Genomic DNA, 24606 nt, shown 5'->3' with positions numbered 1-24606 from the left:
GAAGTTTAATAATTTCGCATAAAGACCGTCAAATTCTCACCTTGTACATTAAGATGCATACCTTCAGAGATACTGTTACTTCCTGTAATATCAACTATATTGTTGTTACCTTGGGTTGTAATTGCCGTTTTTGCCTCTTTTGAAGAAAATGCATTGTTAAAATAAATACTGTTTTGATCACCAAATTGCTGCACGATGATATTCGTTTTGGCATTTATACTTAAATCTGCAATGTTCGAATTCCCAACTTGTGCAATTTGTGAAATCGAAGAGGCAGATAAAGATTGGTCTGCAGTCTGTAAATTAATCATATCAACTGCAGTCTGGCTGTTGATACGATTCCAGTCTATTTGCTGCGACTTCGCCAACATCGTTGAGAGAAGCGCCAGGGTAATAAATATTTTTTCAAAGGTTTTCATTTTTATTTTTTTTAAAGGTACTTGAATACAGTGCTTTACAAAACACGTGAAACGGTTACTTATAGAAAATCACTGTTTATGGTTACTCGCTTCAGTATTTATACGCTAAACTATTTTAGCCAAAAAAAGGAGAAACCTAGGTCTCTCCTTTACAGTATTAATATGAATGAAATTAATTTGTGCTTTTATTAACGTATAGAAAATTAAATTTCTTACCCATTCATTTTAAGTAAAAGAAACTCAATTCAGACTTATTGGTTTACTACAATTGTATTTGCATTACCAACCTGGTTTGAAATATGATAGTTTCCGTTAGTCATTTGGTTTACAGTAACTGCATTGGTATTACCGTTTTGAGTAATATATGATTCGTTACTATTTGCATTAAGTGCTCCTGAACCTTGATTGATAGTAGCTGTGTTGCTATTACCCATTTGGTAGCCTTCAGAAGTATTACTGTTACCATACTGGTTAGTGACCAAAAGATTGCTGTTTCCAACAGATTGTTCTCCTATAGAACTGTTGTTGTCACCATCCTGTAACATTGTAATTACATTTCTAGTTCCCATGCTGCTTGCTGTTCCGCTTTGATCTGCGCTTGCGTAGTTATCATTACCGATTTGGTCTATTTCAGCTCTGTTCCAGTTGTTACTTTGCATAACGTAGGCATCATTATCGTTACCATTTTGGTTAGCATCTAGTGAGTTGTTATTTCCTGTCTGAGTACCTACAGCGTTGTTTCTCAATCCTGTCTGAAACTGTCCACCTTCGTTGCTGTTTCCTACTTGGTCTAAAGAAGCATCATTGTTGTTACCGCTTTGAATTTGCATTGCACCGTTGAAAGTACCTCCAGATTGATTAGCAGATGCATCATTTCCATTTCCGGTTTGAGATTGAGAGATCCAAGAAGAACCACCAGATTGTGTAGCAGAAGCACCGTTGAAATTACCGTTTTGGTTTTGAGTCGCAGTATGATCATTTCCAGCTTGAGTTACCGAAGCGTCATTTAGATTTCCGTCCTGATTCTGAGTTGATGTTTGACGAACTCCTGTTTGTGCTACAGATGCATCGTTGAAATTACCGTCTTGATCTTGTGTTGCATCATGTCTTTCTCCCGTTTGTGTAGAAGTAGCACTGTTTAAGTTTCCGTCTTGTATTTGATCCAAGTCATTCAAAAATCCTACTTGAGAAGCAGTAGCATCATTTAAATTACCGTCTTGTACCTGATTAATATCGTTAGCTGTGCTGAAGACACCGCTTGGACGTGTAAAACCTGTTTGGCTTTGCGAAGCTGTAGCAGTATTTGCATTACCATCCTGATTTTGAGCGATGTTTGATCTCACATCGCCTCCACCTTGAGTAGCTGTAGCGTCGTTGAACCATCCATCCTGATCTTGTCTGATTTTAGACCCAAAACTGAACTGTTGAGTAGCAGCAGCGTCATTGCTAAGACCATTCTGATTCTGTACAACTTCTACTCCACCTGCAGAAAAGCCTTGTCCCTGACTTACTGTAGCATCATTAAGATTACCAGTTTGCGTAGTAGCCGCCTTGTTACGAGCACTGTTACTTCTTTGGTATACGTTTACATCATTTCCGTTTCCTGTTTGGGTAGTAACGTTTTCATTACCGAAAGATTGTAAACCTAGTTGTGTAACGGTCGCAGAGTTATTATTTCCACCCTGTGTTACTGTATTGTCACTGTTTTGTGCTAAAGCGAAGCCTGCTGATAAAACAACAAACGCACTTGTTAATAATTTTTTCATGGTACAAAATTTTATTGGTTAGTGATACAAATTTAGAGCTATCACAGCCTGAAAAATACCACCATAAAAGGGTAAATTTATAATATCATTGGATACAGTTTGAATAGTAACCGTTTTCAGTTTGAGCCAGTCACTAGTAGTAGGTAGTTGAGAACTACGTAAAAATACGGTAGAGAAATTGAAAGAAAAATTATAGTTAATTAATATCAACAAGTATTCCTTTTTATAAGATATATTAGTAATTTTGAGATATGGAAAGTTTTGGAAAAGATTTATTGCAGAAAATCAAAAAAGCCCAGCTGGGCGGCGCCAATGCACATGGAGTTTTCTCGCCGCCATACCGTGAAGTACTTACCCATGATCAGATCATTAAAAACAACCCAAAATTTGCTGCGGTCAATATTGTTCTTTATCTAAGGGACAACGAATGGTTTTTTCCACTCATCCAAAGAACAGAGAATGAACGCGACAGACACAGCGGACAAATATCTTTACCCGGAGGAAAACGTGAAGAATATGACCGTGATTTTGCTGAAACTGCTATCCGTGAAACATCAGAAGAAATTGGTTTAGAAAAACCATATGTAAGAATCATCCGTGAGATGTCTCCTATTTACATTCCGCCAAGTAATTTTTATGTGTATCCTTACATTTCATATTCAAAAAGAAATCCTGAATTTATTCTTCAGGAAAGTGAGGCTGTAGAAGTTATTGAGTTTCCAATCACCTCATTTCTCAATCTTCCAGATTCACCGGAAATAATGTCATTACCAGGTGCAGGAGGAAAAGAAGTTCCTGTGATTAATTTCAACGAATATATCATTTGGGGAGCAACCGCAATGATACTAAGCGAGTTCAGTCAGTTGATTAAAAAAATGTAACTTTGCAGATATTATGTTTAATTGAAAAATGGCGAAGAAGAACATATTCACCGATTCGTTCGGCACTCCTTATTTTTTAAAAAGGTTTATCATTTTTATTCTGGGAATCGTTTCTTACAGAAGGTTTAATGGTTTTAACAAGCTAAAAATTACCGGAACAGAACATTTAGTAGACCTTCCGGATTCTAATGTCCTTTTTGTTTCCAATCATCAGACTTATTTTGCTGACGTTGCTGCAATGTATCATGCATTTTGTGCAGTAAACAATGGCTATTTAAATACAATTAAAAACCCGATTTATCTTCTTAACCCAAGAGTCGATTTTTATTATGTTGCCGCAGAAGAAACCATGAATAAAGGAATCCTTCCGAAAATTTTTAAAATCGCAGGCGCAGTAACTGTTAAAAGAACATGGAGAGCTGAAGGTAAAAATGTCAACAGAATGGTTGATTTAGGCGAAATTGATAACATCATGAAAGCCTTAGACAACGGTTGGGTGGCCACTTTCCCGCAAGGAACGACCGCAGCATTTGCGCAGGGAAGAAAAGGAACGGCAAAACTGATTAAAAATCAAAGACCAATCGTTATTCCAATTAAAATAAATGGATTCAGAAGAGCGTTTGATAAAAAAGGACTTCGTGTAAAAGTAACCGGAGTAAAACCAACAATGGAATTTAAAAAACCATTGGACATCAACTATGACGAAGAAAATGCACAACAAATTCTTCTGAAAATCATGACCGCTATTGAGCAGACTGAGGATTTCAACGTACTTCATACCTATGATGAAGAAATTAAAGCTAAGAAGTCTGAACAACCCAATCCATAAAAAATTTAAAGTCATTATGAAAAAATTAATAGCGATATTATTCTTAATCATGATCACGGTTTCTTGTAACAGCCAGAAAGTTTATTCAGATTTTGATATCAGTTATTCAAAAAGCGGCGGTTATGCACCGATCTATGAAAACCTTTTGATCAAAGGGAATGAAGCACATTATTCTTTCGAAGGTCAGGGAAAGAAATCCAAAACAACTTTCAAACTTACCAGTGAAGAAATTCAAAATCTTAATCAGGTTTTGACTCAGAATAACTTCAGACATATTGCCGAAGATCACAAAAAAATATACGACCGTGTTGCCGTTTCCATCAATGTAAAAAATGGTGAAAACAGTGCCAATAAAACCGATGCAAGCATGATTATGCCTCAGTTTCAGAAAAACTGGGATCAGATCGTGAATACTTTCCAAAACATCATCAGTAAAAACGTAAAAAACACTCCATAAATTTGAAAACCCATTTCATCGCCATCGGCGGAAGCGCCATGCACAACCTTGCGATTGCGTTAAAAGATAAAGGATATGAAGTTTCCGGCTCAGATGATGCCATTTTTGAACCTTCAAAATCAAGACTTGAGAAAAAAGAAATTCTTCCCGAAGAATTGGGTTGGTTTCCTGAGAAAATAACATCAGATATTGATGCCGTAATTCTTGGAATGCACGCTCATCAGGACAATCCTGAACTGGCAAAAGCAAAAGAATTAGGGTTAAAAATATATTCTTATCCTGAATTTTTATACGAACAGTCAAAAACCAAAACAAGAGTTGTCATCGCTGGTTCTCACGGGAAAACGACGATCACATCGATGATTCTTCATGTTCTGAATTTCCATCAGAAAGATGTCGATTACATGGTAGGAGCACAGCTTGAAGGTTTCGACTGTATGGTAAAACTGACGAAAGATAATGATTTCATGGTTTTGGAAGGGGACGAATATCTTTCCTCACCTATCGATCTTCGTTCAAAATTCTTACTATATCAACCCAATATCGCTTTATTGAGCGGAATTGCGTGGGATCATATCAATGTTTTCAAAACATTTGATGATTACATTGAGCAATTCAGAAGGTTTGTGGCAAGCATCACTCCTGGAGGAGTTTTGGTGTATAATGAAGAAGATCAGGAAGTAGTAAGAGTGGTTGAAAATGCCGAAAATTATTTCAGAAAAATACCTTACAAAACGCCTGAATACGAAATCGTAAGTGGAAAAGTTCATTTAAAAACCGAAATGGGAGATATTCCGCTTTCTGTTTTTGGAGCGCACAATTTATTAAATCTTGAAGGAGCAAGGCATATCTGTCATACTTTAGGGATTATGGATGAAGATTTCTATGATGCCATCATGAGTTTCAAAGGTGCTTCAAAACGTCTTGAAAAAGTGGAAAGAGAAGACAAGGGAATTCTTTATAAAGACTTCGCACATGCACCAAGCAAGGTAAAAGCTGTGGTGAAAGCATTTTGTGAACAATTTAAAAATGAAAAAAAGTACGGTTTTCTTGAGTTGCACACCTACTCTAGTTTGAATCCTGTATTTTTAGAACAATATGACCACGCAATGGATGGTTTGGATGAAGCTATCGCTTTCTATTCTGAAGATGCTTTAAAGATCAAAAGAATGGATCCTATTTCTCCTGATTTAATCAAAGAAAAATTTAAAAACGAAAATCTGAAAGTCTTTACCAACGCTGAAGAACTCCATGCCTATTGGGATTTATTAGATAAAACTCAGGGCGTTTATATGATGATGAGTTCTGGTAATTTTGGAGGATTAGATTTAACGAAGTAAAAATAAAGACTTAAAACTTTAAAAATTACCTTCTGAAAATTTTAAGTCTTTATTTTAAATTCATTGGTATAATTCTAAATCTAAAAAATTATTAATTTTTTTGTATTTTTCTTTTTCTCTCTTCTCTATTTCTCGTAAAATTTCGCTTTCAGAATATGACTTACCATCAAAGGTTATAGTCATTCCTATATTAGAGTTTGATGTTTGAGAAACATAATTTTTAGAAGGATTTTTAAGAAAGTCATGCCATAATTTTGTAAAATCTTGACTCGTGATTTCTAATTCCTTTATAACTTGGCTTTTATAGTGATAATTTTTATCTTTATATTTTAAAATACCTAACATAGTAAAATGATGACTGAAACTATCATCATATAATTCCAAGATTAACCCTGGTAATCCATTAAATTTATAAGGACCATCCTGAACAGTATATTCATTGCTAAACCAAGCAATCCAGTTTCTACCTAAAAAATTTGTTGATGCTTTTTGTACATTGATTCCTTTGATGGTTTTTATATCTTTCAAAATTTTCCATTTTAAAAGATTTTTCTCAGGTATGATATATGATTGTGATCCAATCTGCGTATGTAATAAATTTTGATGGGATAAATAGTCTTTAGTTATATATTCTTTAACCTTTGATTTATCCATATCAAAAGGTATTGAGTTATTTATTCTTTGGTTATCATATCTTTCACTAGCTAATGAATCATGTACATATTTTGTCTGGCTTATAAATATTGATTGATTTTTGAAAATATCTAAAATCATAATCTCAGAATCAATATTTTCAGTGTTCAATGAATCAATTTTAAACTTATAATCGTATGTCACTCGAATATTTTGTGAGAACAAAACATTAAAACATAAGAAAAAAAACACGCTAAATAATTTCATATGTTATTCATTTTCCCATTCATATTTCTTTTCTATTCCCTGCCTAGGAACTTTCATTCTTTTTATAACAACATCTTTAGCCAAACTTGAAGTCTTTTTCAAAAATGATTTTTCATTTTCTTTCTCTTCAAGAATTAAAAATTCTCTCATATTTACGTGATTAGAATTATCATTTTTAATATCAATATTTCCTTTAAGTTTCTCAACAACATTAGCTTTCCATGAGTTATAATTTTTACCCTCTTCAGAAATTTCCAAAATTAATCCTGGTAAACCACCAAATTTGAAAGGTCCGGTTGAAATAGGTATTTCTTTTGTAAAAAAAGCAATAATTTTACTACCTCTATAATTCATTTTTGCTTCATAGCAAGTATAATTAGCAATTTGCTTTATTGATTTAAAGTTAATTTTCCAATCAAATAATGGTAAATTATCTTCAATAAGATACTTTTTACCACCTAAATATTCACTATACTCAATTTTTTTATTATCTATATTTTTTAAATAAATAACTTTGTAAGGTACACTTCTTGAAGATATTTGAATCGAATTATTATTTTGGTTATAAGCAGCATTGCTGTTATTTACAGTATTGAAATTTATGACAGAATCTCTGACACTAATAATTTTGTTTTTAGAAATATATAAATCTTCATCAACAGTTGCAATACTTGAAACATTGTTGACATATTTAACATGATAGTCTTGTGATTTTAAATAATTGACCATCAATATAAGTAAAATTAAAACAGTTTTTATTTTCATATTTAAAAACGGAGTAATGGTTTACACCACTACTCCTTTATTTAATTGTGTTACAATTGAGAATTTAGTTGTGCAACTCTTAAATCTCCGATAGCTTTACAACCCGCAAAATCCCAATCGGCTACATAATAAGATTTCTGCCATTGATTAATAACCATACCAAAATGATTTGTTTCTGTAATAGTAATGGTACAAATCGATAACACATCGTCTGTCGCTTTATCTATTTTCACATCACTAACAGCAATTGTATTTTGAATTGATGTAGAAGTATCAATACTGTTTACGTTAGAATTTACTTCGTTAGCAAAAGAAAGTGCACTAATCATAAGTGATAAAGTCAAAAATGTTTTTTTTCGTTTTAAGTTAATTTTTAAATATTAATAATTCGTTGAAACTTAATGCGCATTTGGTTTTAACTTTTCCAAAGAAAGAGAAAAAAAACTATATACACAAAAAAATATCACTTTTTCATGAAAAATACATTATGTTAAATAGCTAATTATAAATCATTTAACATAATATTTAAATTCACAATAATTATTTAAAAAAAATTAATCTTAGGATTATATACCTAATTTTAATTCTGTTATTGTTTTTATATTTAAAATTAAATTGACTAAATATCCGCCACAGCATTCAACATTTTTTCTTCCCAAGACGGATCTTTCGGGTCAAAAAACAACCTTTTTCCGGTGTCTAAAGAACGGACAACATCCATTTCTTCTTCTGATAATTCAAAATCAAAAACATTGAAATTCTCTTCAATTCTTGAAGGTGTCACAGACTTGGGAATCACACAGAACCCTTCCTGCAAATGCCATCTCAGAATAACCTGAGCAACAGTTTTATTGTATTTTTCGGCAATATTTTTTAAATCCTGATTATCTAAAAGATCGGCATTTCCGTTCCCTAGTGGACTCCAGGGTTGTGTTACGATATTATTTTCTCTGTTATAAACCTGAAGTTCTTTTTGCTGGAAAATCGGGTGCAATTCAATTTGATTAATCACCGGAAGAACAGTCGAGTTTGCTTTTAGCTCTTCCAATTTCTCCACCGTAAAATTACAAACGCCAATTGCTTTGATTTTCCCTTCATGATATAACTCTTCCATCGCTTTCCAGGCTCCGATAAAATTCGAATACGGCCAATGGATAAGATACATATCTAGATAATCCAATTGCAATCTGTCGAGAGTTCTCTGAAAAGCAGCTTTCGCTTTGTCATAGGTCGTATCCTGAACCCATAATTTTGAAGTAACGAACAAATCTTCTCTGTCTATTCCACTGTTTTTTATAGCATTTCCAACTGCAGTTTCATTTTGGTAAATAGCAGCCGTATCAATCATTCTGTAACCTGTTTCAATGGCTTTTACAACAGCGTTTTCGCATTCCTGCATATCTTCCATTTGCCAAACTCCGAAGCCTAAAGCGGGAATATCAATTCCGTTATTCAATGTAATTACAGGCTGTCCTGTGTATGTTTTTTGTTGCATAATTACTTTTTTTAATTTAAAATAGATTTATTGTAAGTTCTAATTAATTTTCCCCATAATCTGTCTGAACAAACCTTTGATATGATCAATTTCATTCTGATACATCGTTTGTTTTCTACAGCCAAAGTACAAGGTATTTTCTAATTTTTTTTCGCTTTCCCAAATCAGTTTCACATCACCATTTTCTATTTCATTTTTACATAAGAAATCAGGAACCACAGCCAATCCAATCCCTCCTTTCAGACAACGGATGATAGAATTCAGGTTTGGGACAATATAATTGGGTCTGAAATTCGGCTTATGCCCAAAATTCAGCAGCCAAAACTGAAAAAGATGCTCCATATCTCCGGTTGTTCCGTACCATTTTTCCTGTTTCAGCCAATCTTCGATTTCCTTAAAATCTTTGGTTTTTAAAACTTCTTTAAAACTATCTGTATCAACATTTTTTCCGCCCACTAAAATAATTTGTTCAGAAGAGAAAGCTTCGTGCAGAATGTTGGGAGATGTTCCTTTTTTCGGAGTAATGATTAAATCTAAAATTCCTTTATCGAGCTGATCAAGCATTTCAGGATATTCGCCAAAACTGATAATTAAATTAAAATCTAACGTTGAAACATATTGTTCCAGAGTTGTTTGAAAAGTTTCAAAGCACATTCCCACACTGATGGTCGGGGTGGTTTTCTCCGTGGATTTTTGGAAATTCTTTTCTACATCTTCCAATTTAGATAAAGCCTCGGAAACCGCATTGAACAAAACTTTCCCTCTCTCAGTAGGGATCATTTTACGTCCTGTCCTGTCAAATAATTTATACCCGACGTACGCTTCCAATGAACCTAAATGAAGGCTCACTCCGGGTTGCGAAATAAATAGAGAATCTGCAGCACCGGTTAATGTCCCCGTTTTATAAATAGCTTTAAACGTCCGATACCATTCTAAATTAACCATATTCAAATATCAATATTCTGATACAAAATTACATAATTATTATTTTAGTGATATTATTTTTTTTTATATGTTTTTAAAAAATCTTATTTAGTCAACACAAAAAGATAAAAATAGTAAAACGACATTTGATAAAAAGATTATAAAAAGAAAAAAGTACAACAAATATCTACTTTTAACTATTTTTTCAGCCCGTCAACTCCTATACCTTTGTCATGTAAATAATTCTAAAAATTGCAAACATCACAGAAGAACGGCAATATGAAACAATTCCCAATTCTGATATGAGCAAAAAAAAAGTTTACCAATCTTAAAATTATTATTCATCTTAAATTATTAAAACAATGAAAAAAACATCAACTTTCAAATCGTTAGGATCACTTTTCCTTTTTGCAATTTCATTCATGTTATTAAGCGGATTTTCAAAATTCTCTGCTCAAAGCACAAAAATGATTAAAAATGTAGTTCTAGTACATGGTGCTTTTGTAGACGGATCAGGCTACCGAGGAGTTTACGACATTTTAAGCAAAAAAGGTTACAATGTGACTGTAGTACAAAACCCATTAAGCTCATTGCAAGATGACGTGGATGCTACCAAAGCAGCTCTAGACAGACAAGATGGCCCAGCAATTCTGGTAGGACATTCTTATGGCGGAAGCGTTATTACAGAAGCAGGCGACCATCCTAAAGTTGCAGCGTTGGTATATCTCGCAGCATTTCAGTTAGATGCAGGCGAATCCGCACTCGATTGGGCGATGACAGAACCTGGATCTCCTAAAAATGGGATTCTACCCGCTGACGATAAAGGAATATTATATTATGACAAGAAAAAATTTCATGAAGGATTTGCTGCAGATATTCCGAAAGCGCAGGCTGACTTTATGTACGCTTCACAAGGTCGTTTTGCAGCAGCAGCATTAGCAGCAAAAGTTACCAAAGCACCATGGAAAACAAAACCATCATACGGAATCGTCGCTACGCAAGATGAGGCAATTCTTCCGAGTATTCAACGTAAAATGTATAAAAAAGGAGGTTCAAAAATCACAGAAATAAAAGGAAGCCACGCTGTATTTATTTCTCATCCTCAGGAAGTTGCCGATGTCATCATCAGAGCGTCAAAAGAGGTAAAATAGATTTTGAAATTTAGACAAAATAATATAAAGCTGTTTCGCATATTGTGAAGCAGCTTTTATTTATACAAAAATCATCATTAGAAAAATATCATTATTATGATACTAATGTATAATTTATATTATTTTTATAATACATTATTCCAACATAACTTTGCGTCATAAAATTTAAACATTTACTAAAAATGAAAAAAGTATTAGTTATTAACGGGGGACAAAATTTCGGACATTCCGGAGGAAAATATAATCAGACGATTGCAGATAACACGTTAGAAGCCTTAAAAGAATTTGAAAATGTAGAAATAAAAATTTCGAATATCAACGAAGGGTATGATGAAAATGAGGAAGTAGAAAAATTTGTTTGGGCAGATTTTATTATCTATCACACCCCAATCTGGTGGTTTCAATTGCCGAATGGGTTTAAAAAATACATTGATGAAGTTTTCACTGCCGGCCATGCAAAAGGAATTTACATGAGCGACGGAAGATCTTCTGATAACCCAAAAATCAACTACGGAACCGGCGGAATGTTGGGTGGAAGAAAATATATGCTTACCACAAGCTGGAATGCACCTGAAACTGCATTCACACTTCCGGGAGAATTTTTCAGCGAAACCAGTGTTGATAACGGGCCTCTATTTGGTTTCCACAGAATGAATGCTTTCGTTTCTTTAGAAAAAATGGATAGTTTTCATTTCCATGATGTAGAAAAAAATGCAAATATTGATCGTGACATGAAATTATACAGAGAACACGTTAAAACCGTTTTCGAGAAAGAATTAAAACCACAATTAGTCTAATGAAAATCTATCTCACAGCAATAATCAAAGCAAAAGAAGAACACAGAAGCGAAGTTTTGAAAGTTCTTCAGAAGATGGTAACAGAAACCCTAAAAGAAGAAGCCAACGAATTGTACGCACTTCATCAGGGAATTGAAGATAAAAATCATTTCATTTTCTATGAAATCTGGAAAAGCGAAGAAGGTTTGAAACAACATAACAATCAACCGTATATAAAAGCTTTTGGAGATTTGGTTGATGAAAAATTGCAGGAAAAACCGCAGATTTATTTATCTGATTTAATATAAAATCTAATTCTAAATTTAGATTGGTGTAAATATTTCATGACATCAATTAAATACCAAAACATGAAATTACTTACCACTTTACTATTCACATTATTTCTGATGTGTAATTTTTCAGCACAGGAAAAAGAAATTTGCAGATACACAAAAACTCCCACAGGTTTTCTGATGGTGCTTCGTGAAAACGATGATGTCCTAGCTCAGATTGAGAATCTTGCAAAGACCGAGAATATTCCGTCAGCGAGCTTTACGGGAATTGGTTTTGCGAGAGAAGTAACTTTTGGATTTTACGATTTTCAAGCTAAAAAATTTAATCCCAAGACGTTTAAAAAAGTAGAGATGGGAAGCCTTACCGGATCTATTGCGTGGAATGAAAAAGGTCCGTCAATCCACGTTCACGGAATTGCAACTGATGAGAAATTTAATGCGTACGATGGTCATCTTCTTTCCCTTCATGTAGGGACTGGCTCTATGGAAATCTACGTAACCATTAATGATAAAAAATTAGAAAGGAAAATAGAACAACCTTTGAATGCTAACGTGCTTCAACTGAATTGTCAACAATAATTATTTAAACAAAAACAGCTTCTCAAATCCTGAGAAGCTATTTTGTTAAAGCCAATATTGAATTACTTTGCTATCGGCAAATGCGTACTGATTGCTATTCTGTTCCACATATTAATAGAAACGGCAGCCATAATAATATCGGCAATCTGCGTTTCATTAAAAAGTGCTTTCGCCTTCTCGTAAGTTTCTTCAGAAAGTCCTTTTTGGCTAATCAATGTTATCTCTTCTGCAACCATTAAAATTACTTGTTCTTCTTCTGTGAACAATTCTTTTGCATCTCTCCATGCATTCAGAAGAAAAATTCTCTGCGGCGTTTCACCGTATTTTAAAGCATCTTTGGTGTGCATATCCAGACAGAATGCACATGCATTAATCTGAGAAGCTCTGATTTTAATTAATTCTTTCTGAATCGGAGTTAAAAAACTGTTTTGAAGGGCAGCCTCCATTCCAATTCCGGCTTTGTAAGCGGCAGCGTGCGTCGTTGCCATGTTGAATCTTGCGCTCATAATGTTATGATTTTTTAGTTAATGTATCTATTGAAAAAAAATATTCTTCTTGTGTTGCCAATAAAAAAGCCGCTGCACTTCCTACCCAAACCGAATAGTCTAAAGGAGCTTTAATTCCCAAAGTAATTGTCATCGAAAAGGCAAAAATCAGCAATAAAAAACCCGTTCCATAGGCTGCGATTTTAGTTTTGAAACCGAAAATCAACATCAATGGAAAAATGATTTCTAAAAAAGTAGCAGTGTAAGCTGAAAATATGCTTAGAATTTCTGGAAGAAAAAAAGTTAACTGTTTTGTGTATTTTTCAAAATTCTCCCAGTTTCCCCAAGCGGAATTTTCTCCGCAAAAACCAAATCGATCAGCAACTGCAGATAGCGTCGTAATTGCGATTGCGAATCTCAAAAATAATTGTGTAAATAAAACTTTTTGGTCTGTCATGCTATTGGCTTTTTATTACATGACAAAGTTGCGACATAGAAACCGCAAAAATCTTAAACTGGTTTAAGAACGTAATTTTGCTCTGATTTCACTTAAATATTCCGGAGTAAAACCTAAAAATGAAGCCAGTAAATATTGCGGAATTCTCTGGATAAACCAAGGATAAAGCGTACTGAAATGAATGTAATATTCTTCTTTATTCATTTCATAAAGATAACGGATCCGTTTTTCGGCAGCAGAATAAGCGCGTTGATAAATCATTCTGAAATAACGTTCCATGATGGGGTGTTTTTCAAGCAAAAGCTCCTGAGACTGAAAATCAATCATCATAACCGTCGCTTTCTCAACTGCCTGAATATTAAACTTAGATTTTTCTCTTTGTTCAAATGCAAAATTGTCTGCTAACCACCAGTTTTCTATGGCAAATTCGGTAGTTTGCTCTACGCCTTTTTCATTGATGAAAAACTTTCTCAGACAACCTTTTAAAACAAAATATTTAAATTTACAAAGATCACCTTCCTGCATTAAATTCTCTTTTTTCTTCACCTCCAAAACCTGAAAGAAAGAAAATATTGAAGTAAATTCTTCTTCACTTACAGTAATAAATTTATCTAAATGCGCCTTAAAAGTTTCCATTTTTGAAATTGAATACTCAAACTTAACTTTATTTTTTTAGTTTTACAATGATAAAAATCGAATCATGGAAATTGTTGCTAAAATTCTTATTGCTGTTGTGGCTTTGGAGCATTTATATATTCTCTGGATGGAAATGTTCGCCTGGGAAACCAAAGGAAAAGAAGTTTTCAAAGCAGCTTTGCCACCTGAAATGTTCAAACCGACAAAAGGTTTGGCAGCCAATCAAGGATTATATAATGGTTTTCTTGCCGCCGGATTAATCTGGACTTTCTTTATTGAAGATGAAAAATGGCAGACTAATATCGCTTTATTTTTCTTGAGCTGTGTAACGGTTGCAGGAATTTACGGTGCCATTTCCGCAACGAAGAAAATATTTTTTGTTCAGGCTCTGCCAGCGATTTTGGCGATTGTTGCTGTTTTGTTAAAATAAAATTTCCCGTTTTTCAAGTCAATATAAAGTTTGTCATTCCGTAGGAATCTCAAACTTCGTATTAAAGACTAGAAAATTCCAACAATTTCTCCTTCATTTTCTCAGGTCTAAATTCTCCTTCATGATAATAAACCAACTTCTGATTTTTATCTAAAATAATCCACAACGGATAAACGGGCTGACTTTTATTTTTAGATAAAGCCAAAGCAAGCTCATGAATTCCAGAATTTCCGTTAGGTAAATAATTAAATTCTTTTCCTTGAAAATTGATTTTTTCTTTTGTTTTTTCCGCTTCAAAATTGACAAAATGAAAATTTTCGTTCATCATTTTAACCAAGTCCTTATCCTTGCTTAACTTAAATGATTCTATTTTACAAATTGAGCACCAATCGGTATACAAATGAATAATGATTGGCTTCTTATTTTCTTTCTCTATTTTTTTTAAATCTGAAAAAGTGCCTGTCTTTATCTGTGATAGATAAAAACAAGGCACTAAAAGTAACATTAAAAAAAACTTTATTTTTTTCATTTTAAATTATATTTCACACCCAAAAAACCTCTTATTCTCTGCATCGGAGCATAACCATATGTTGTGTCGAATGTGTAGTGATTCGGATTATTAATCGGGTCATTTACGTTATTATCAAAAGGATCAAAAGGTCGCATCAACGGATCTTTAGGAGTAAAATTGAATAAATTTTTCACACCGCAGTACACTTCAAAACCTGAATCAAAACTCTTTGAAACCTGAATATTCGCCAAAGAATACAGCGGAGAATATTCAGGTCGGTAATCGTTAGGTAAAACCGGTAATCGCATCGGCCCATAAAACTGTCCGGTAAAATCGATGGCAAGATTATTCTTAAATTTATAGGTCAAACTGTAAGTTCCGCTCCATTTCGGGGCATGAAGCTGTCGGGATTTTCCGGTTTCTCCATCAAATTTTTGATAAACATCAAGATACGTAACTCCAAAATTTACACTCAACGGAAAACTGAAACTGAAATCAACATTCATCGAAGCACCACGGGAAATTCCGTAGCCATTTAAATTATCATAAATAATTTTCTGAGGATCAGTATCAAAATCACCAACAATTTTATTGCTGAAATACGTGTAAAATGCAGAGGCATCCACATTAATTAATTTATCTCCTACAGGAATTTTCCAGACATAATTTAAATTTCCATTGATCGATTTTTCAGGCTTTAAATTAGATTGAATCACCACTTCACGTGAACCAGTTAAAGCCGCATGATCTTCGGTAAATAAATTCACCACCCTGAAACCCGTTCCGAAATTGAATCTGAAAGTATGATAAGGATTCGGAGAAAATTTCCACGCAAAACGAGGAGAATGTACACTGTGATGAACTTTATCATAATCAAATCGGTAACCCAGCAACACTGTATTTTTTTCATTTATCTCCCACTGATCCTGAATAAAGGCTCCAAAAATCGGTGACTTCATCGGCTGATTGGTCACTTCGTCTGAACCCAACGTTCCGGGAGTATTGTCGTCGTAAAATGTTTTTTTGAAAGTAAAACCTAAAATCAAATCATGATTTCCAAGCTTTTTATCCCAGTACGTTTGTGCAAAAGCTACTTTTTGTAAAGCTTCGTAAGGCGTATTTCCGTAAAATGAATTCTGGTCGTGATAATTGTAAGAAAACTGAGTGAAAATCTGCTCTTTTAACGGCAACTGATACATCCCGAAAGCTTCTACCCTATTCGTATAAATACTTTCTCCGTAGACTTTGTCACTTCCACGATGTGATTTATTCCACTGCATTTCTCCGCCGAAACGATCTTCATATAAATATCGTAGCGCAAAACTTGCCATTCGGTTTTCTTTTCGTTTAAAATTCCATTTATTAAAAACTGAAATTCTGTTTTGAAGCGCAGCATCGGTGAAATTATCTTTATTCTGATCTATTTTTTCATTAAAATTAAAATAATTTAAACTCAATAAAGACGCCGCATTTTTACCCACATTAAATTTTGTTGAAAGATCTACATTATTTTCTGCCCAGCTTGTCGTCATGAGATTAACGCTTAATTTTGGGGCTGTTAATGCATTTTTTGTTATAATATTAATCACTCCACCCATAGCTTCAGAACCATACAATGAAGAAGCTGGGCCTTTTACCACTTCTATTCTTTCAATGATGCTGTTTGGGATTCCACTTAAACCATAAACGGTGGAAAGTGAGCTGACAATCGGCATTCCGTCAATCAAAATCATGGTGTAAGGACCTTCCAAACCATTGATATGAATATCTCCCGTGTTACAAACCGAACAATTCAACTGTGGCTGAACTCCGTTGACCATCGCAATCGCTTCAAAAACACTTGGTGTAGGATTTTTCTGAAAAAATTTCTGACTGTAAATTTCCACAGCAACCGGACTTTTAGATTTGCTTACAGGTTTTATCGTTCCCGTGATCACCACATCGTCAATTAATTTCACTCTTTCCTTTTTTACAGGAATTTTTATTGAGTCAGATTTTTTATTTAAATCTAAGCTATCCGTTTCCTGAGAGAAACAAAAACTTGAAAAAAATATGGCAGAAAATAATATTCGCTTCATGAAATTAAATTGTTAGACAAAACTAACATTTATTTTTAGAACAGCAAAACTTAAATAAAAATTTGTTTTTAATTTGAATTCACTAAAAAATATTAAATTTGAGAGTCAACATAAAAAGTACAATGAGATATCATCATTCGGGAAATATCCCACCAAAAAGGCATACGATTTTTAAATCACCGGAAGACAAGTTCTATTATGAGCAACTGTTTGGTACAGAAGGCTTTCACGGCATTTCTTCTTTACTGTATCATGTTCACAGACCCACGCAAATCAAATCAATTGGCGAAGCAAAAGATGTGACTCCAAAGATCGCGGTTGACAAAAACGTGACACCGAGAATGTTTAAAGGAATGAATGTGACGCCTGAAGATGACTTTTTGGACAGCCGGAAGTTTCTTTTGGTGAACAATGACCTGAAAATGGGATTGGCAAAACCAAGAAAATCGATGGATTATTTCTACAAAAATGCCGAATGTGACGAGCTTCTTTTCGTACACGAAGGAAGTGGAATTTTAAAAACTTTTGTCGGAAATCTTGAATTTTCTGTTGGGGATTATCTGATTATTCCGAGAGGAACGATTTATCAGGTTGAATTACAATCTGAAAACACTGTATTTTTTGTGGTGGAAAGTCATTCGCCGATTTACACTCCGAAGCGCTACAGAAATGAATTCGGGCAGCTTTTGGAACATTCCCCATTCTGCGAAAGAGACATTATCGCACCCACTTTTGTAGAACCAAAAGACGAAAAAGGAGAATTTTTAATAAAAGTAAAAAAAGAAAATCAGATTACAGATTTCATCTACGCAACGCATCCATTCGATGTTGTGGGTTGGGATGGTTATTTTTATCCGTATAAATTTAATATCAAAAATTTCGAACCAATTACAGGGAGAATTCACCAACCGCCACCAATTCACCAAACTTTTGAAGCACACAATTTTGTAGTTTGTTCGTTCTGCGCAAGAATGTATGATTACCATCCGTTGGCAATTCCTGCACCTTACAATCATTCAAATATCGATTCGGATGAAGTTTTATTTTACACAGAAGGTGATTTCATGAGCAGAAACCATATTGATTTAATGGATTTCACGTTGCACCCAGGCGGAATCGTTCACGGCCCTCATCCAGGAGCAATGGAAAGAAGCATCGGGAAAAAATTCACTGAAGAATATGCTGTTATGGTTGACCCGTTCAGACCCTTAAAAATTACTGAGGAAGCGATGAAAGTGGAAGATCCGTCTTATAAAACTTCTTGGCTGGAAAGCGAGGATCATAGTTTGGAGGATCGTTCACAGGAATAAATATTCGTCTATTTTTAAAACGAAGAGACATCTTTTAATAACATCAATAAGATTTACTATGACGTTTAACGAGATTAAGCATGAAATTAAAGTAAACATAAAAAATGACCTAAAATTAAGACTTATTTGGTATTGGGGCTTAATTTCTATTATATTGATTTTCGGATTGAAATATTTTAGATCAAAGCATCTCATACTTTCTCCTGAAATTAATTTTTTGCAGGGCACGCTACCAAATCTTTTTGCGGCAACAGCATTTTGTGCAATCTTTTTTATCTACTACAAACTAATTTTTCGAATTGATAGCTCATTTAATAAGAAATTAATATTTTCAACATTATTGACATTTCTCGGTTTAGTTATCTGGGAAATAATACAATATTTTATGGGTAGTAGAATAGATTTTTATGATATTTTAATGACAACAATTGGATGTATTTTAACCGCAGCATTTATTAAGTTAGTTTTTATGATAAAAAGCCCGCTAGTCAATCTACAAGGTAGATAATACAACTTCCAAGGTATACAATTAAATTAATTACTTATTATAGACCAAATACAGTGTATCTGGTCTTTTCCTTTATTAAATCTAACATAAACATGACAAATATCTCCACATTTTAAACCTTACCATAAGACTTATTCTAAACAATAAGACTTATCTTTAGAATATTAAAGTAAACGATAAAAAATTTCAGTATGTATAATTATATCAATGCAGAAGAAGCTATTTATACCATCAAAAGCGGTAACCGTGTTTTCTTTCATGGAAGTGCGTGTACTCCAAATCATTTGATTGATGAGCTGGCAAGGCAATCTCACCGTCTGGATAATGTTGAGATGGTTTCCATTACCCAACAGGGAAATGTGGAAATCGCAAAACCTGAGTACAAAGACAAATTTTTTGTGAATTCACTTTTTGTTTCTACGCCGGTGCGTGATGCAGTCAATTCTGACCGCGGAGATTTTGTTCCGGTTTTTTTAAGTGAAATTCCAATTTTATTCAGAAAGAATATTTTGCCGTTGGATGTTGCTTTGATTACGGTTTCGCCGCCCGACAAACATGGTTTCTGTACATTGGGAACTTCCGTAGATGTTGCGAGAGCAGCCGTCGACACTGCAAAAATTATCGTAGCGATTGTAAATCCTCTGATGCCAAGAACACACGGCGACGGAATGCTTCACATCAGTAAAATCCATAAATTGGTTTGGCATGAGGAAGAACTTCCTACAGTGGATTACGGCGCGAAAGTAGGACCTGATGAAATGCTGGTCGGAAAAAATGTTGCAGAACTTATCGACGACAGATCAACTCTACAAATGGGTATCGGAACCATTCCTGATGCGGTTTTAAAATGTTTGGGAAACCACAAAGATTTGGGTGTTCATACTGAAATGCTGAGTGACGGAGTGATTGATTTGATTCAAAACGACGTCATTAATAATAAATACAAAGGCTATAACGACAATAAAACCATTACAAGTTTTTGTTTTGGAACAAAAAAATTATACGATTATGTTGATGATAACACCGTTTTCTCTTTTGATGACGTAAGCACAGTAAATTTCCCAATCAATATCATGAGAAATAATAAAATGGTAGCGATTAATTCAGCTATTGAAATAGATTTAACCGGACAAGTCTGTGCAGATTCTATCGGAACTATGCAATACAGCGGAATCGGCGGACAAATGGATTTCATGAGAGGAGCAGCTTTAAGCGAAGACGGAAAACCAATTATCGCCATCACTTCTAGAACGAAAAGAGGCGTTTCCAGAATTGTTCCATTCCTGAAACAGGGAGCCGGAGTTGTGACGACAAGAGGTCATATTCATTGGGTAGTTACAGAATATGGAAGTGTTTATTTGTACGGTAAAAATCTTAGACAGAGAGCCCAGGAATTGATCAGTATTGCACATCCTGATGACAGAGAAATGCTGGAAAGAGCTGCCTATGAAAGATTTAAACATTAAAAAATTCTTAAAAGACATAATTATAATGTAAAGTTTTGTACATTTAATTAAAATAAGCATAAAAAGTTTTTGGCAATCTTTTTGCTGAAAACTTTTGTTATATAAAAATTACACATTTGAAGACGATTTATAATTCGATAAAAGAAGAAGTTGTAAAACATCCTAAGGTAGAGGATTCAGTTTTAGGGATGGTAAATGAATGGAAGAGAAGTCACTATATAATTCTTTCAGAAATTATCAAAGAAGAGCTCGCTTTATCAGAAGAGCTTAAAGATGATAAAAGATTTGAGTTAGGAAATACGATTTCGCACATTACCCTGCAGCGATTTTTTGAAAATGATTATCAGGATAAAACCCATAATGATCTGCGTTTTTTGAAGACGCTTGATAAAATCTGCATTTTTTTAGGCTTTAAAGATCTCAACGCATACATTTATCATTTAAAAGATAATGACATCAATGGTAAAGAACTAAATAGTGATGTCTTTTCGACCGACATCGTTTATCAATACTGCGCAACCGTTTTTGATTTGTATAAAAATTTTCCAGTCTTAAAATTAGACTTGTTTAAAGATCTTGTATTTGACAATTCTCCGTTTCTTGAAAGAGCATCAGAATTTAGCCGTGAGCTTTGCGAGAGGCAGTTTGAATTGGTTACAAAAAACAATCGTTCTAATTTTGAAATATTCGATGTCAACATCGTAACAGACGAGCCTGATAAAAAAATCCTAGAAACTCAGGAATTCTGGAATCTCTTATTCAAGGTAGGAGAAACCGGAGAAGAACATTTTGTGAATCAGCTCAACACACAAATTTATTTCATTCGCAAAATAGATAATATGTGGAAAATTTGGGACAATTACAACCCAGACGCCGGAAGGTTAAATAATAAAAAATAAAAGCCGTAATTAATTACGGCTTTTATCATTTTGAAATAATTTCCTTTCGACATCAAGTTTCTAATACAAATATACAATTAATAATAAAACAAACACAAACTTAAATATACTTAAATGAACTTTAATTTTTATTAAATAATACACAATCGATTACATAACAATAATGTCTTTAATTATTTACAAGAATTTTGTAATTTGCAATCCATTAAATAAAAGTAAAAATAGAAAATATGTCAACACTTACATTTGCCGAAAAAATTGCTCAAGCTGAGAATTTCTTGCCAATAAATGGTACAGATTACATTGAGTTTTATGTAGGAAACGCTAAACAGGCCGCTCATTATTACAAGACTGCATTTGGTTTTCAGTCAGTTGCTTACGCAGGTCCTGAAACGGGAGTAAGAGATCGTGCATCTTATGTTCTTCAGCAGGGGAAAATCAGATTAATCCTTACCACAGGTCTAAAATCTGACTCGCCAGTTAGCGAACACGTAAAAAAACACGGCGATGGAGTGAAAATCTTAGCACTTTGGGTAGACGATGCCTATTCTGCATTTGAAGAAACTACAAAAAGAGGAGGAAAACCTTATTTGGAGCCAGTAACGTTGACAGATGAGCACGGTGAAGTAAAAATGTCCGGAATTTACACGTACGGAGAAACTGTTCACATGTTTATCGAAAGAAAAAACTATACAGGATCTTTCATGCCTGGTTATCAAAAATGGGAAAGCGATTACAAACCTGAAGAAGCAGGATTATTATATGTTGACCATTGTGTAGGAAACGTAGGCTGGGACAGAATGATCCCAACTGTTGAGTGGTACGAAAAAGTGATGGGATTTGTGAACATTCTTTCATTTGATGACAAGCAGATCAACACAGAATATTCTGCATTGATGTCTAAAGTAATGTCAAACGGAAACGGTTTTGCAAAGTTCCCAATCAATGAGCCGGCAGAAGGAAAGAAAAAATCTCAGGTTGAAGAATATCTTGATTTCTATGAAGGAGAAGGTGTACAACACATTGCAGTTGCAACAAAAGACATTATCCACACGGTTACTGAGCTTAAGAAGAGGGGCGTAGAATTCCTTTCTGCTCCACCAGAAGCATATTATAACATGGTTCCTGAGAGAGTTGGTCACATTGACGAAGACTTGAAAAAACTTCAGGATTTAGGTATTTTAATTGACCATGACGAAGAGGGTTATTTATTACAAATCTTCACCAAACCTGTAGAAGACCGCCCTACGCTTTTCTTTGAAATCATTGAAAGACACGGTGCACAAAGCTTTGGTGCAGGTAACTTCAAAGCACTTTTCGAAGCTTTAGAAAAAGAGCAGGAAAAAAGAGGTAATCTTTAATTTTTTAAACCAAATACAGAGTTTTGTCAGGATGCAGATCTTGACAAAACTTTTTTATAAACACAAGCTCATGGGAAAATTATTCATCTGTACATTATTTTTTATCAGTCTTTTATCTAAAGCTCAAAATTATGCAGCATTAGATAAAATCCTAACCGTTTTGGAGGAAAGAAGAGGAATTAATCAACATCTTGAAAACGTAAGTGTAGAGAATAAAAAATTTGTTCTCATTAAAGATTTTGACGATCATACAGAAAGAAGTTTTATCATCATCAAAGGGAAAGATGCGACTTACGTTGAAATGTTTGACGATAAAGCGACGGGACAAAGTACATCAAATGTTTTCTCCGGAGACATCATCAGAAAAAAGAATATTATTTCTTTAAGAGCTGATAAGCTTGAGAACAAAAAAATTCCGATCCCGGTTTCAAAAACACTTCTTTTGACCAAGCAGAAAGAAATTATCTATCTCATCGACATCAATTCGAGAGACCGATGGATTGATGAAGAATCTTATACCAAAAAATCAAAATAATAACTTTCAAAAAGATTACTTTAAAATCTAAATCAAACTATCACATTATGAAATCATTTGTAGAGTATAATTCAAATTCAGACTTTTCAATACATAATATCCCTTTCGGAGTTGCAGTATTCAACAAAGAATTTATCGCTTGTTGTACAAGAATCGGCGATCAGGTTGTTGATCTTGCCCTTTTATACGATCTTTCGTATTTTGAAGAAATCGCAGGTTTAGACGACAACGTTTTCGAAGCATATACTTTAAATGAATTCATCGAATTAGGAAAACCTGTGACCAACGCTGTTCGTTTGAGAATTCAGGAATTATTGCAGGAAGGTTCGATTTTATCTAAGGATGAAAAAACCATTGAAGATGCATTCTACGATTTGGATCAGGTAAAAATGATCATGCCGATTCATATTCCAAACTACACAGACTTTTACAGCAGCATCGAGCACGCAACCAATGTAGGAAAAATGTTCAGAGATCCAGCAAACGCATTGCTACCTAACTGGAAGCATTTACCTGTAGGCTATCACGGTAGAGCTTCATCAATCGTCGTTTCAGGAACTGAGATTAACCGCCCAAAAGGCCAGATGAAACCTGCTGATGCTGACAAACCCGTTTTCGGACCTTGCAAACAATTGGATTTTGAATTGGAAATGGCTTTCATCATCAACCAAAATACCGAAATGGGAGAAAGCGTATCTACAAAAGATGCAGAAAATGCAATCTTCGGAATGGTTGTTTTCAATGACTGGTCTGCAAGAGATATTCAATCTTGGGAATATGTTCCATTGGGTCCATTTTTGGCTAAAAATTTCGGTTCTTCAATTTCTCCTTGGGTCGTAACACTAGAAGCTTTGGAACCATTCAGAACCACTTCTCCAAAGCAAGATCCAGAAGTTTTGGATTATTTAAAATTTGAAGGAGATAAAAATTACGATATTAATCTTGAAGTATATATCCAGCCAGAAAACGGCGAAGAAAACCTGATCTCAGAAAGCAATTACAAATACATGTATTGGAACATGACGCAACAATTGGCTCATCATACGGTAAATGGTTGCAATCTGGAAGTTGGTGACATTTATGCAAGTGGAACCATCTCAGGAAGCGACCCAAAATCTTTCGGTTCTATGCTTGAATTGACCTGGAGAGGACAAAACCCAATAACATTAAGCAATGGACAGGAAAGAAAATTCATTGAAGATAATGATACTGTGACCATGAAAGCCTGGGCTGAAAAAGACGGTGTGAGAGTTGGTTTCGGGGAAGTTTCTGGTAAAATTATTCCAACTAAATAGATTTAATTTTAAACACTTAAGTATTTTTAAGTTAAAAGACAATGAATATTTTAAGTTCAC

At 34.1% G+C, this 24606-nt stretch carries 28 protein-coding genes; 16 read left to right on the top strand and 12 right to left on the bottom strand.

Going from position 1 to position 24606, the window contains the following annotated elements; all coding sequences use genetic code 11:
• Nucleotides 1-5 precede the first annotated feature (5 nt).
• Complete coding sequence (locus LNP04_RS15890) at nt 6-419, bottom strand: hypothetical protein (RefSeq protein ID WP_229983883.1); 414 nt, start codon at nt 417-419, stop codon at nt 6-8.
• A gap of 251 nt (nt 420-670) precedes the next feature.
• A complete protein-coding gene (locus LNP04_RS15885) occupies nt 671-2185 on the bottom strand; it encodes a hypothetical protein (RefSeq protein ID WP_229983882.1) in 1515 nt (504 codons plus the stop codon).
• A gap of 251 nt (nt 2186-2436) precedes the next feature.
• Here LNP04_RS15885 and LNP04_RS15880 point away from each other — a divergent pair, with 251 nt between their 5' ends.
• From LNP04_RS15880 to murC, 4 genes are read left to right on the top strand one after another with little or no spacing between them, the layout of a single operon-like run.
• Complete coding sequence (locus tag LNP04_RS15880; protein WP_229983881.1) at nt 2437-3066, top strand: CoA pyrophosphatase; 630 nt, start codon at nt 2437-2439, stop codon at nt 3064-3066.
• A 28-nt stretch (nt 3067-3094) separates the two neighbouring features.
• On the top strand, nt 3095-3895 hold the full coding sequence (locus LNP04_RS15875) for a 1-acyl-sn-glycerol-3-phosphate acyltransferase (protein ID WP_229983880.1): 801 nt from the start codon (nt 3095-3097) through the stop codon (nt 3893-3895).
• Between the two features lie 16 nt (nt 3896-3911).
• Nucleotides 3912-4352: a hypothetical protein gene (locus LNP04_RS15870; RefSeq protein WP_229983879.1), complete on the top strand. Its 441-nt coding sequence runs from the start codon at nt 3912-3914 to the stop codon at nt 4350-4352.
• A 2-nt stretch (nt 4353-4354) separates the two neighbouring features.
• Nucleotides 4355-5692, top strand: a complete 1338-nt coding sequence (gene murC / locus LNP04_RS15865; protein WP_229983878.1) for a UDP-N-acetylmuramate--L-alanine ligase — start codon at nt 4355-4357, stop codon at nt 5690-5692.
• A 60-nt stretch (nt 5693-5752) separates the two neighbouring features.
• On the opposite strand, the gene LNP04_RS15860 is transcribed toward murC, so the two are convergent.
• The 5 genes from LNP04_RS15860 to LNP04_RS15840 form a co-directional block, all read right to left on the bottom strand.
• Complete coding sequence (locus LNP04_RS15860; RefSeq protein WP_229983877.1) at nt 5753-6592, bottom strand: GLPGLI family protein; 840 nt, start codon at nt 6590-6592, stop codon at nt 5753-5755.
• A gap of 3 nt (nt 6593-6595) precedes the next feature.
• Nucleotides 6596-7357: a GLPGLI family protein gene (locus tag LNP04_RS15855; protein ID WP_229983876.1), complete on the bottom strand. Its 762-nt coding sequence runs from the start codon at nt 7355-7357 to the stop codon at nt 6596-6598.
• 50 nt (nt 7358-7407) lie between these two features.
• Complete coding sequence (locus tag LNP04_RS15850; RefSeq protein WP_229983875.1) at nt 7408-7686, bottom strand: hypothetical protein; 279 nt, start codon at nt 7684-7686, stop codon at nt 7408-7410.
• A gap of 290 nt (nt 7687-7976) precedes the next feature.
• A complete protein-coding gene (locus tag LNP04_RS15845; RefSeq protein ID WP_229983874.1) occupies nt 7977-8852 on the bottom strand; it encodes an aldo/keto reductase in 876 nt (291 codons plus the stop codon).
• 39 nt (nt 8853-8891) lie between these two features.
• A complete protein-coding gene (locus LNP04_RS15840; RefSeq protein ID WP_229983873.1) occupies nt 8892-9797 on the bottom strand; it encodes a LysR family transcriptional regulator in 906 nt (301 codons plus the stop codon).
• A gap of 341 nt (nt 9798-10138) precedes the next feature.
• Between LNP04_RS15840 and LNP04_RS15835 the strand changes: the two genes are divergently transcribed.
• From LNP04_RS15835 to LNP04_RS15820, 4 genes are all read left to right on the top strand, one after another.
• On the top strand, nt 10139-10927 hold the full coding sequence (locus LNP04_RS15835) for an alpha/beta hydrolase (RefSeq protein WP_229983872.1): 789 nt from the start codon (nt 10139-10141) through the stop codon (nt 10925-10927).
• Nucleotides 10928-11109: 182 nt separating this feature from the next.
• Nucleotides 11110-11724 (top strand): NAD(P)H-dependent oxidoreductase, encoded by a 615-nt coding sequence (locus tag LNP04_RS15830; RefSeq protein ID WP_229983871.1) that lies wholly within the window; start codon nt 11110-11112, stop codon nt 11722-11724.
• The gene (locus LNP04_RS15825) at nt 11724-12011 is read left to right on the top strand and encodes a putative quinol monooxygenase (RefSeq protein WP_229983870.1); all 288 of its coding nucleotides are present in this window, start codon (nt 11724-11726) and stop codon (nt 12009-12011) included. Before LNP04_RS15830 ends, LNP04_RS15825 begins: the two co-directional genes overlap by 1 nt.
• 60 nt (nt 12012-12071) lie before the next feature.
• Nucleotides 12072-12575 carry a PPC domain-containing DNA-binding protein gene (locus LNP04_RS15820; RefSeq protein ID WP_229983869.1) on the top strand — a complete coding sequence of 168 codons (504 nt, stop codon included), beginning with the start codon at nt 12072-12074 and terminating at the stop codon, nt 12573-12575.
• A gap of 62 nt (nt 12576-12637) precedes the next feature.
• Here LNP04_RS15820 and LNP04_RS15815 read toward each other — a convergent pair whose 3' ends face one another.
• The 3 genes from LNP04_RS15815 to LNP04_RS15805 form a co-directional block, all read right to left on the bottom strand.
• A complete protein-coding gene (locus LNP04_RS15815; RefSeq protein WP_229983868.1) occupies nt 12638-13081 on the bottom strand; it encodes a carboxymuconolactone decarboxylase family protein in 444 nt (147 codons plus the stop codon).
• Nucleotides 13082-13085: 4 nt separating this feature from the next.
• Nucleotides 13086-13517, bottom strand: a complete 432-nt coding sequence (locus tag LNP04_RS15810) for a DoxX family membrane protein (protein ID WP_229983867.1) — start codon at nt 13515-13517, stop codon at nt 13086-13088.
• Between the two features lie 63 nt (nt 13518-13580).
• Nucleotides 13581-14153 (bottom strand): Crp/Fnr family transcriptional regulator, encoded by a 573-nt coding sequence (locus LNP04_RS15805; RefSeq protein ID WP_229983866.1) that lies wholly within the window; start codon nt 14151-14153, stop codon nt 13581-13583.
• Between the two features lie 64 nt (nt 14154-14217).
• On the opposite strand from LNP04_RS15805, the gene LNP04_RS15800 reads away from it, so the two are divergent.
• Complete coding sequence (locus LNP04_RS15800) at nt 14218-14583, top strand: DUF1304 domain-containing protein (protein WP_229983865.1); 366 nt, start codon at nt 14218-14220, stop codon at nt 14581-14583.
• 61 nt (nt 14584-14644) lie between these two features.
• Here LNP04_RS15800 and LNP04_RS15795 read toward each other — a convergent pair whose 3' ends face one another.
• Both LNP04_RS15795 and LNP04_RS15790 read right to left on the bottom strand, forming a co-directional pair.
• Nucleotides 14645-15112 carry a thioredoxin fold domain-containing protein gene (locus tag LNP04_RS15795; protein WP_229983864.1) on the bottom strand — a complete coding sequence of 156 codons (468 nt, stop codon included), beginning with the start codon at nt 15110-15112 and terminating at the stop codon, nt 14645-14647.
• Nucleotides 15109-17172 carry a TonB-dependent siderophore receptor gene (locus LNP04_RS15790; protein WP_229983863.1) on the bottom strand — a complete coding sequence of 688 codons (2064 nt, stop codon included), beginning with the start codon at nt 17170-17172 and terminating at the stop codon, nt 15109-15111. Before LNP04_RS15790 ends, LNP04_RS15795 begins: the two co-directional genes overlap by 4 nt.
• Before the next feature lie 122 nt (nt 17173-17294).
• On the opposite strand from LNP04_RS15790, the gene LNP04_RS15785 reads away from it, so the two are divergent.
• The 7 genes from LNP04_RS15785 (at nt 17295) to fahA (ending at nt 24546) form a co-directional block, all read left to right on the top strand.
• On the top strand, nt 17295-18482 hold the full coding sequence (locus LNP04_RS15785) for a homogentisate 1,2-dioxygenase (protein WP_229986313.1): 1188 nt from the start codon (nt 17295-17297) through the stop codon (nt 18480-18482).
• Between the two features lie 58 nt (nt 18483-18540).
• Nucleotides 18541-18990, top strand: coding sequence for a hypothetical protein (locus LNP04_RS15780; RefSeq protein ID WP_229983862.1), 450 nt, complete (start codon nt 18541-18543; stop codon nt 18988-18990).
• Nucleotides 18991-19181: 191 nt separating this feature from the next.
• Nucleotides 19182-20456 carry an acetyl-CoA hydrolase/transferase family protein gene (locus tag LNP04_RS15775; RefSeq protein ID WP_229983861.1) on the top strand — a complete coding sequence of 425 codons (1275 nt, stop codon included), beginning with the start codon at nt 19182-19184 and terminating at the stop codon, nt 20454-20456.
• A gap of 116 nt (nt 20457-20572) precedes the next feature.
• A complete protein-coding gene (locus LNP04_RS15770) occupies nt 20573-21355 on the top strand; it encodes a hypothetical protein (RefSeq protein WP_229983860.1) in 783 nt (260 codons plus the stop codon).
• Nucleotides 21356-21585: 230 nt separating this feature from the next.
• A complete protein-coding gene (gene hppD / locus LNP04_RS15765) occupies nt 21586-22716 on the top strand; it encodes a 4-hydroxyphenylpyruvate dioxygenase (RefSeq protein ID WP_229983859.1) in 1131 nt (376 codons plus the stop codon).
• Between the two features lie 70 nt (nt 22717-22786).
• Complete coding sequence (locus LNP04_RS15760; RefSeq protein WP_229983858.1) at nt 22787-23251, top strand: hypothetical protein; 465 nt, start codon at nt 22787-22789, stop codon at nt 23249-23251.
• A gap of 47 nt (nt 23252-23298) precedes the next feature.
• Complete coding sequence (fahA, locus tag LNP04_RS15755; RefSeq protein WP_229983857.1) at nt 23299-24546, top strand: fumarylacetoacetase; 1248 nt, start codon at nt 23299-23301, stop codon at nt 24544-24546.
• The last annotated feature ends 60 nt before the right edge of the window (nt 24547-24606 follow it).

Source organism: Chryseobacterium sp. C-71, from assembly GCF_020911865.1.
In the GTDB taxonomy this organism is placed as follows: domain Bacteria; phylum Bacteroidota; class Bacteroidia; order Flavobacteriales; family Weeksellaceae; genus Chryseobacterium.
The sequence above is the reverse complement of the archived record's forward strand: the minus strand, read 5'-3'. Positions and strand labels throughout refer to the sequence as shown.

Coding starts and splice junctions, on each gene's coding strand:
- LNP04_RS15850 (WP_229983875.1), bottom strand. CDS start 7,686: ATGATTAGTGCACTTTCTTTTGCTAACGAAGTAAATTCTAACGTAAAC.
- fahA (WP_229983857.1), top strand. CDS start 23,299: ATGAAATCATTTGTAGAGTATAATTCAAATTCAGACTTTTCAATACAT.
- LNP04_RS15760 (WP_229983858.1), top strand. CDS start 22,787: ATGGGAAAATTATTCATCTGTACATTATTTTTTATCAGTCTTTTATCT.
- LNP04_RS15805 (WP_229983866.1), bottom strand. CDS start 14,153: ATGGAAACTTTTAAGGCGCATTTAGATAAATTTATTACTGTAAGTGAA.
- LNP04_RS15855 (WP_229983876.1), bottom strand. CDS start 7,357: ATGAAAATAAAAACTGTTTTAATTTTACTTATATTGATGGTCAATTAT.
- LNP04_RS15780 (WP_229983862.1), top strand. CDS start 18,541: ATGACGTTTAACGAGATTAAGCATGAAATTAAAGTAAACATAAAAAAT.
- LNP04_RS15810 (WP_229983867.1), bottom strand. CDS start 13,517: ATGACAGACCAAAAAGTTTTATTTACACAATTATTTTTGAGATTCGCA.
- hppD (WP_229983859.1), top strand. CDS start 21,586: ATGTCAACACTTACATTTGCCGAAAAAATTGCTCAAGCTGAGAATTTC.
- LNP04_RS15870 (WP_229983879.1), top strand. CDS start 3,912: ATGAAAAAATTAATAGCGATATTATTCTTAATCATGATCACGGTTTCT.
- LNP04_RS15825 (WP_229983870.1), top strand. CDS start 11,724: ATGAAAATCTATCTCACAGCAATAATCAAAGCAAAAGAAGAACACAGA.
- LNP04_RS15795 (WP_229983864.1), bottom strand. CDS start 15,112: ATGAAAAAAATAAAGTTTTTTTTAATGTTACTTTTAGTGCCTTGTTTT.
- LNP04_RS15775 (WP_229983861.1), top strand. CDS start 19,182: ATGTATAATTATATCAATGCAGAAGAAGCTATTTATACCATCAAAAGC.
- LNP04_RS15875 (WP_229983880.1), top strand. CDS start 3,095: ATGGCGAAGAAGAACATATTCACCGATTCGTTCGGCACTCCTTATTTT.
- LNP04_RS15815 (WP_229983868.1), bottom strand. CDS start 13,081: ATGAGCGCAAGATTCAACATGGCAACGACGCACGCTGCCGCTTACAAA.
- LNP04_RS15785 (WP_229986313.1), top strand. CDS start 17,295: ATGAGATATCATCATTCGGGAAATATCCCACCAAAAAGGCATACGATT.
- LNP04_RS15830 (WP_229983871.1), top strand. CDS start 11,110: ATGAAAAAAGTATTAGTTATTAACGGGGGACAAAATTTCGGACATTCC.
- LNP04_RS15845 (WP_229983874.1), bottom strand. CDS start 8,852: ATGCAACAAAAAACATACACAGGACAGCCTGTAATTACATTGAATAAC.
- LNP04_RS15885 (WP_229983882.1), bottom strand. CDS start 2,185: ATGAAAAAATTATTAACAAGTGCGTTTGTTGTTTTATCAGCAGGCTTC.
- LNP04_RS15890 (WP_229983883.1), bottom strand. CDS start 419: ATGAAAACCTTTGAAAAAATATTTATTACCCTGGCGCTTCTCTCAACG.
- LNP04_RS15800 (WP_229983865.1), top strand. CDS start 14,218: ATGGAAATTGTTGCTAAAATTCTTATTGCTGTTGTGGCTTTGGAGCAT.
- LNP04_RS15880 (WP_229983881.1), top strand. CDS start 2,437: ATGGAAAGTTTTGGAAAAGATTTATTGCAGAAAATCAAAAAAGCCCAG.
- LNP04_RS15835 (WP_229983872.1), top strand. CDS start 10,139: ATGAAAAAAACATCAACTTTCAAATCGTTAGGATCACTTTTCCTTTTT.
- LNP04_RS15860 (WP_229983877.1), bottom strand. CDS start 6,592: ATGAAATTATTTAGCGTGTTTTTTTTCTTATGTTTTAATGTTTTGTTC.
- LNP04_RS15790 (WP_229983863.1), bottom strand. CDS start 17,172: ATGAAGCGAATATTATTTTCTGCCATATTTTTTTCAAGTTTTTGTTTC.
- LNP04_RS15820 (WP_229983869.1), top strand. CDS start 12,072: ATGAAATTACTTACCACTTTACTATTCACATTATTTCTGATGTGTAAT.
- LNP04_RS15840 (WP_229983873.1), bottom strand. CDS start 9,797: ATGGTTAATTTAGAATGGTATCGGACGTTTAAAGCTATTTATAAAACG.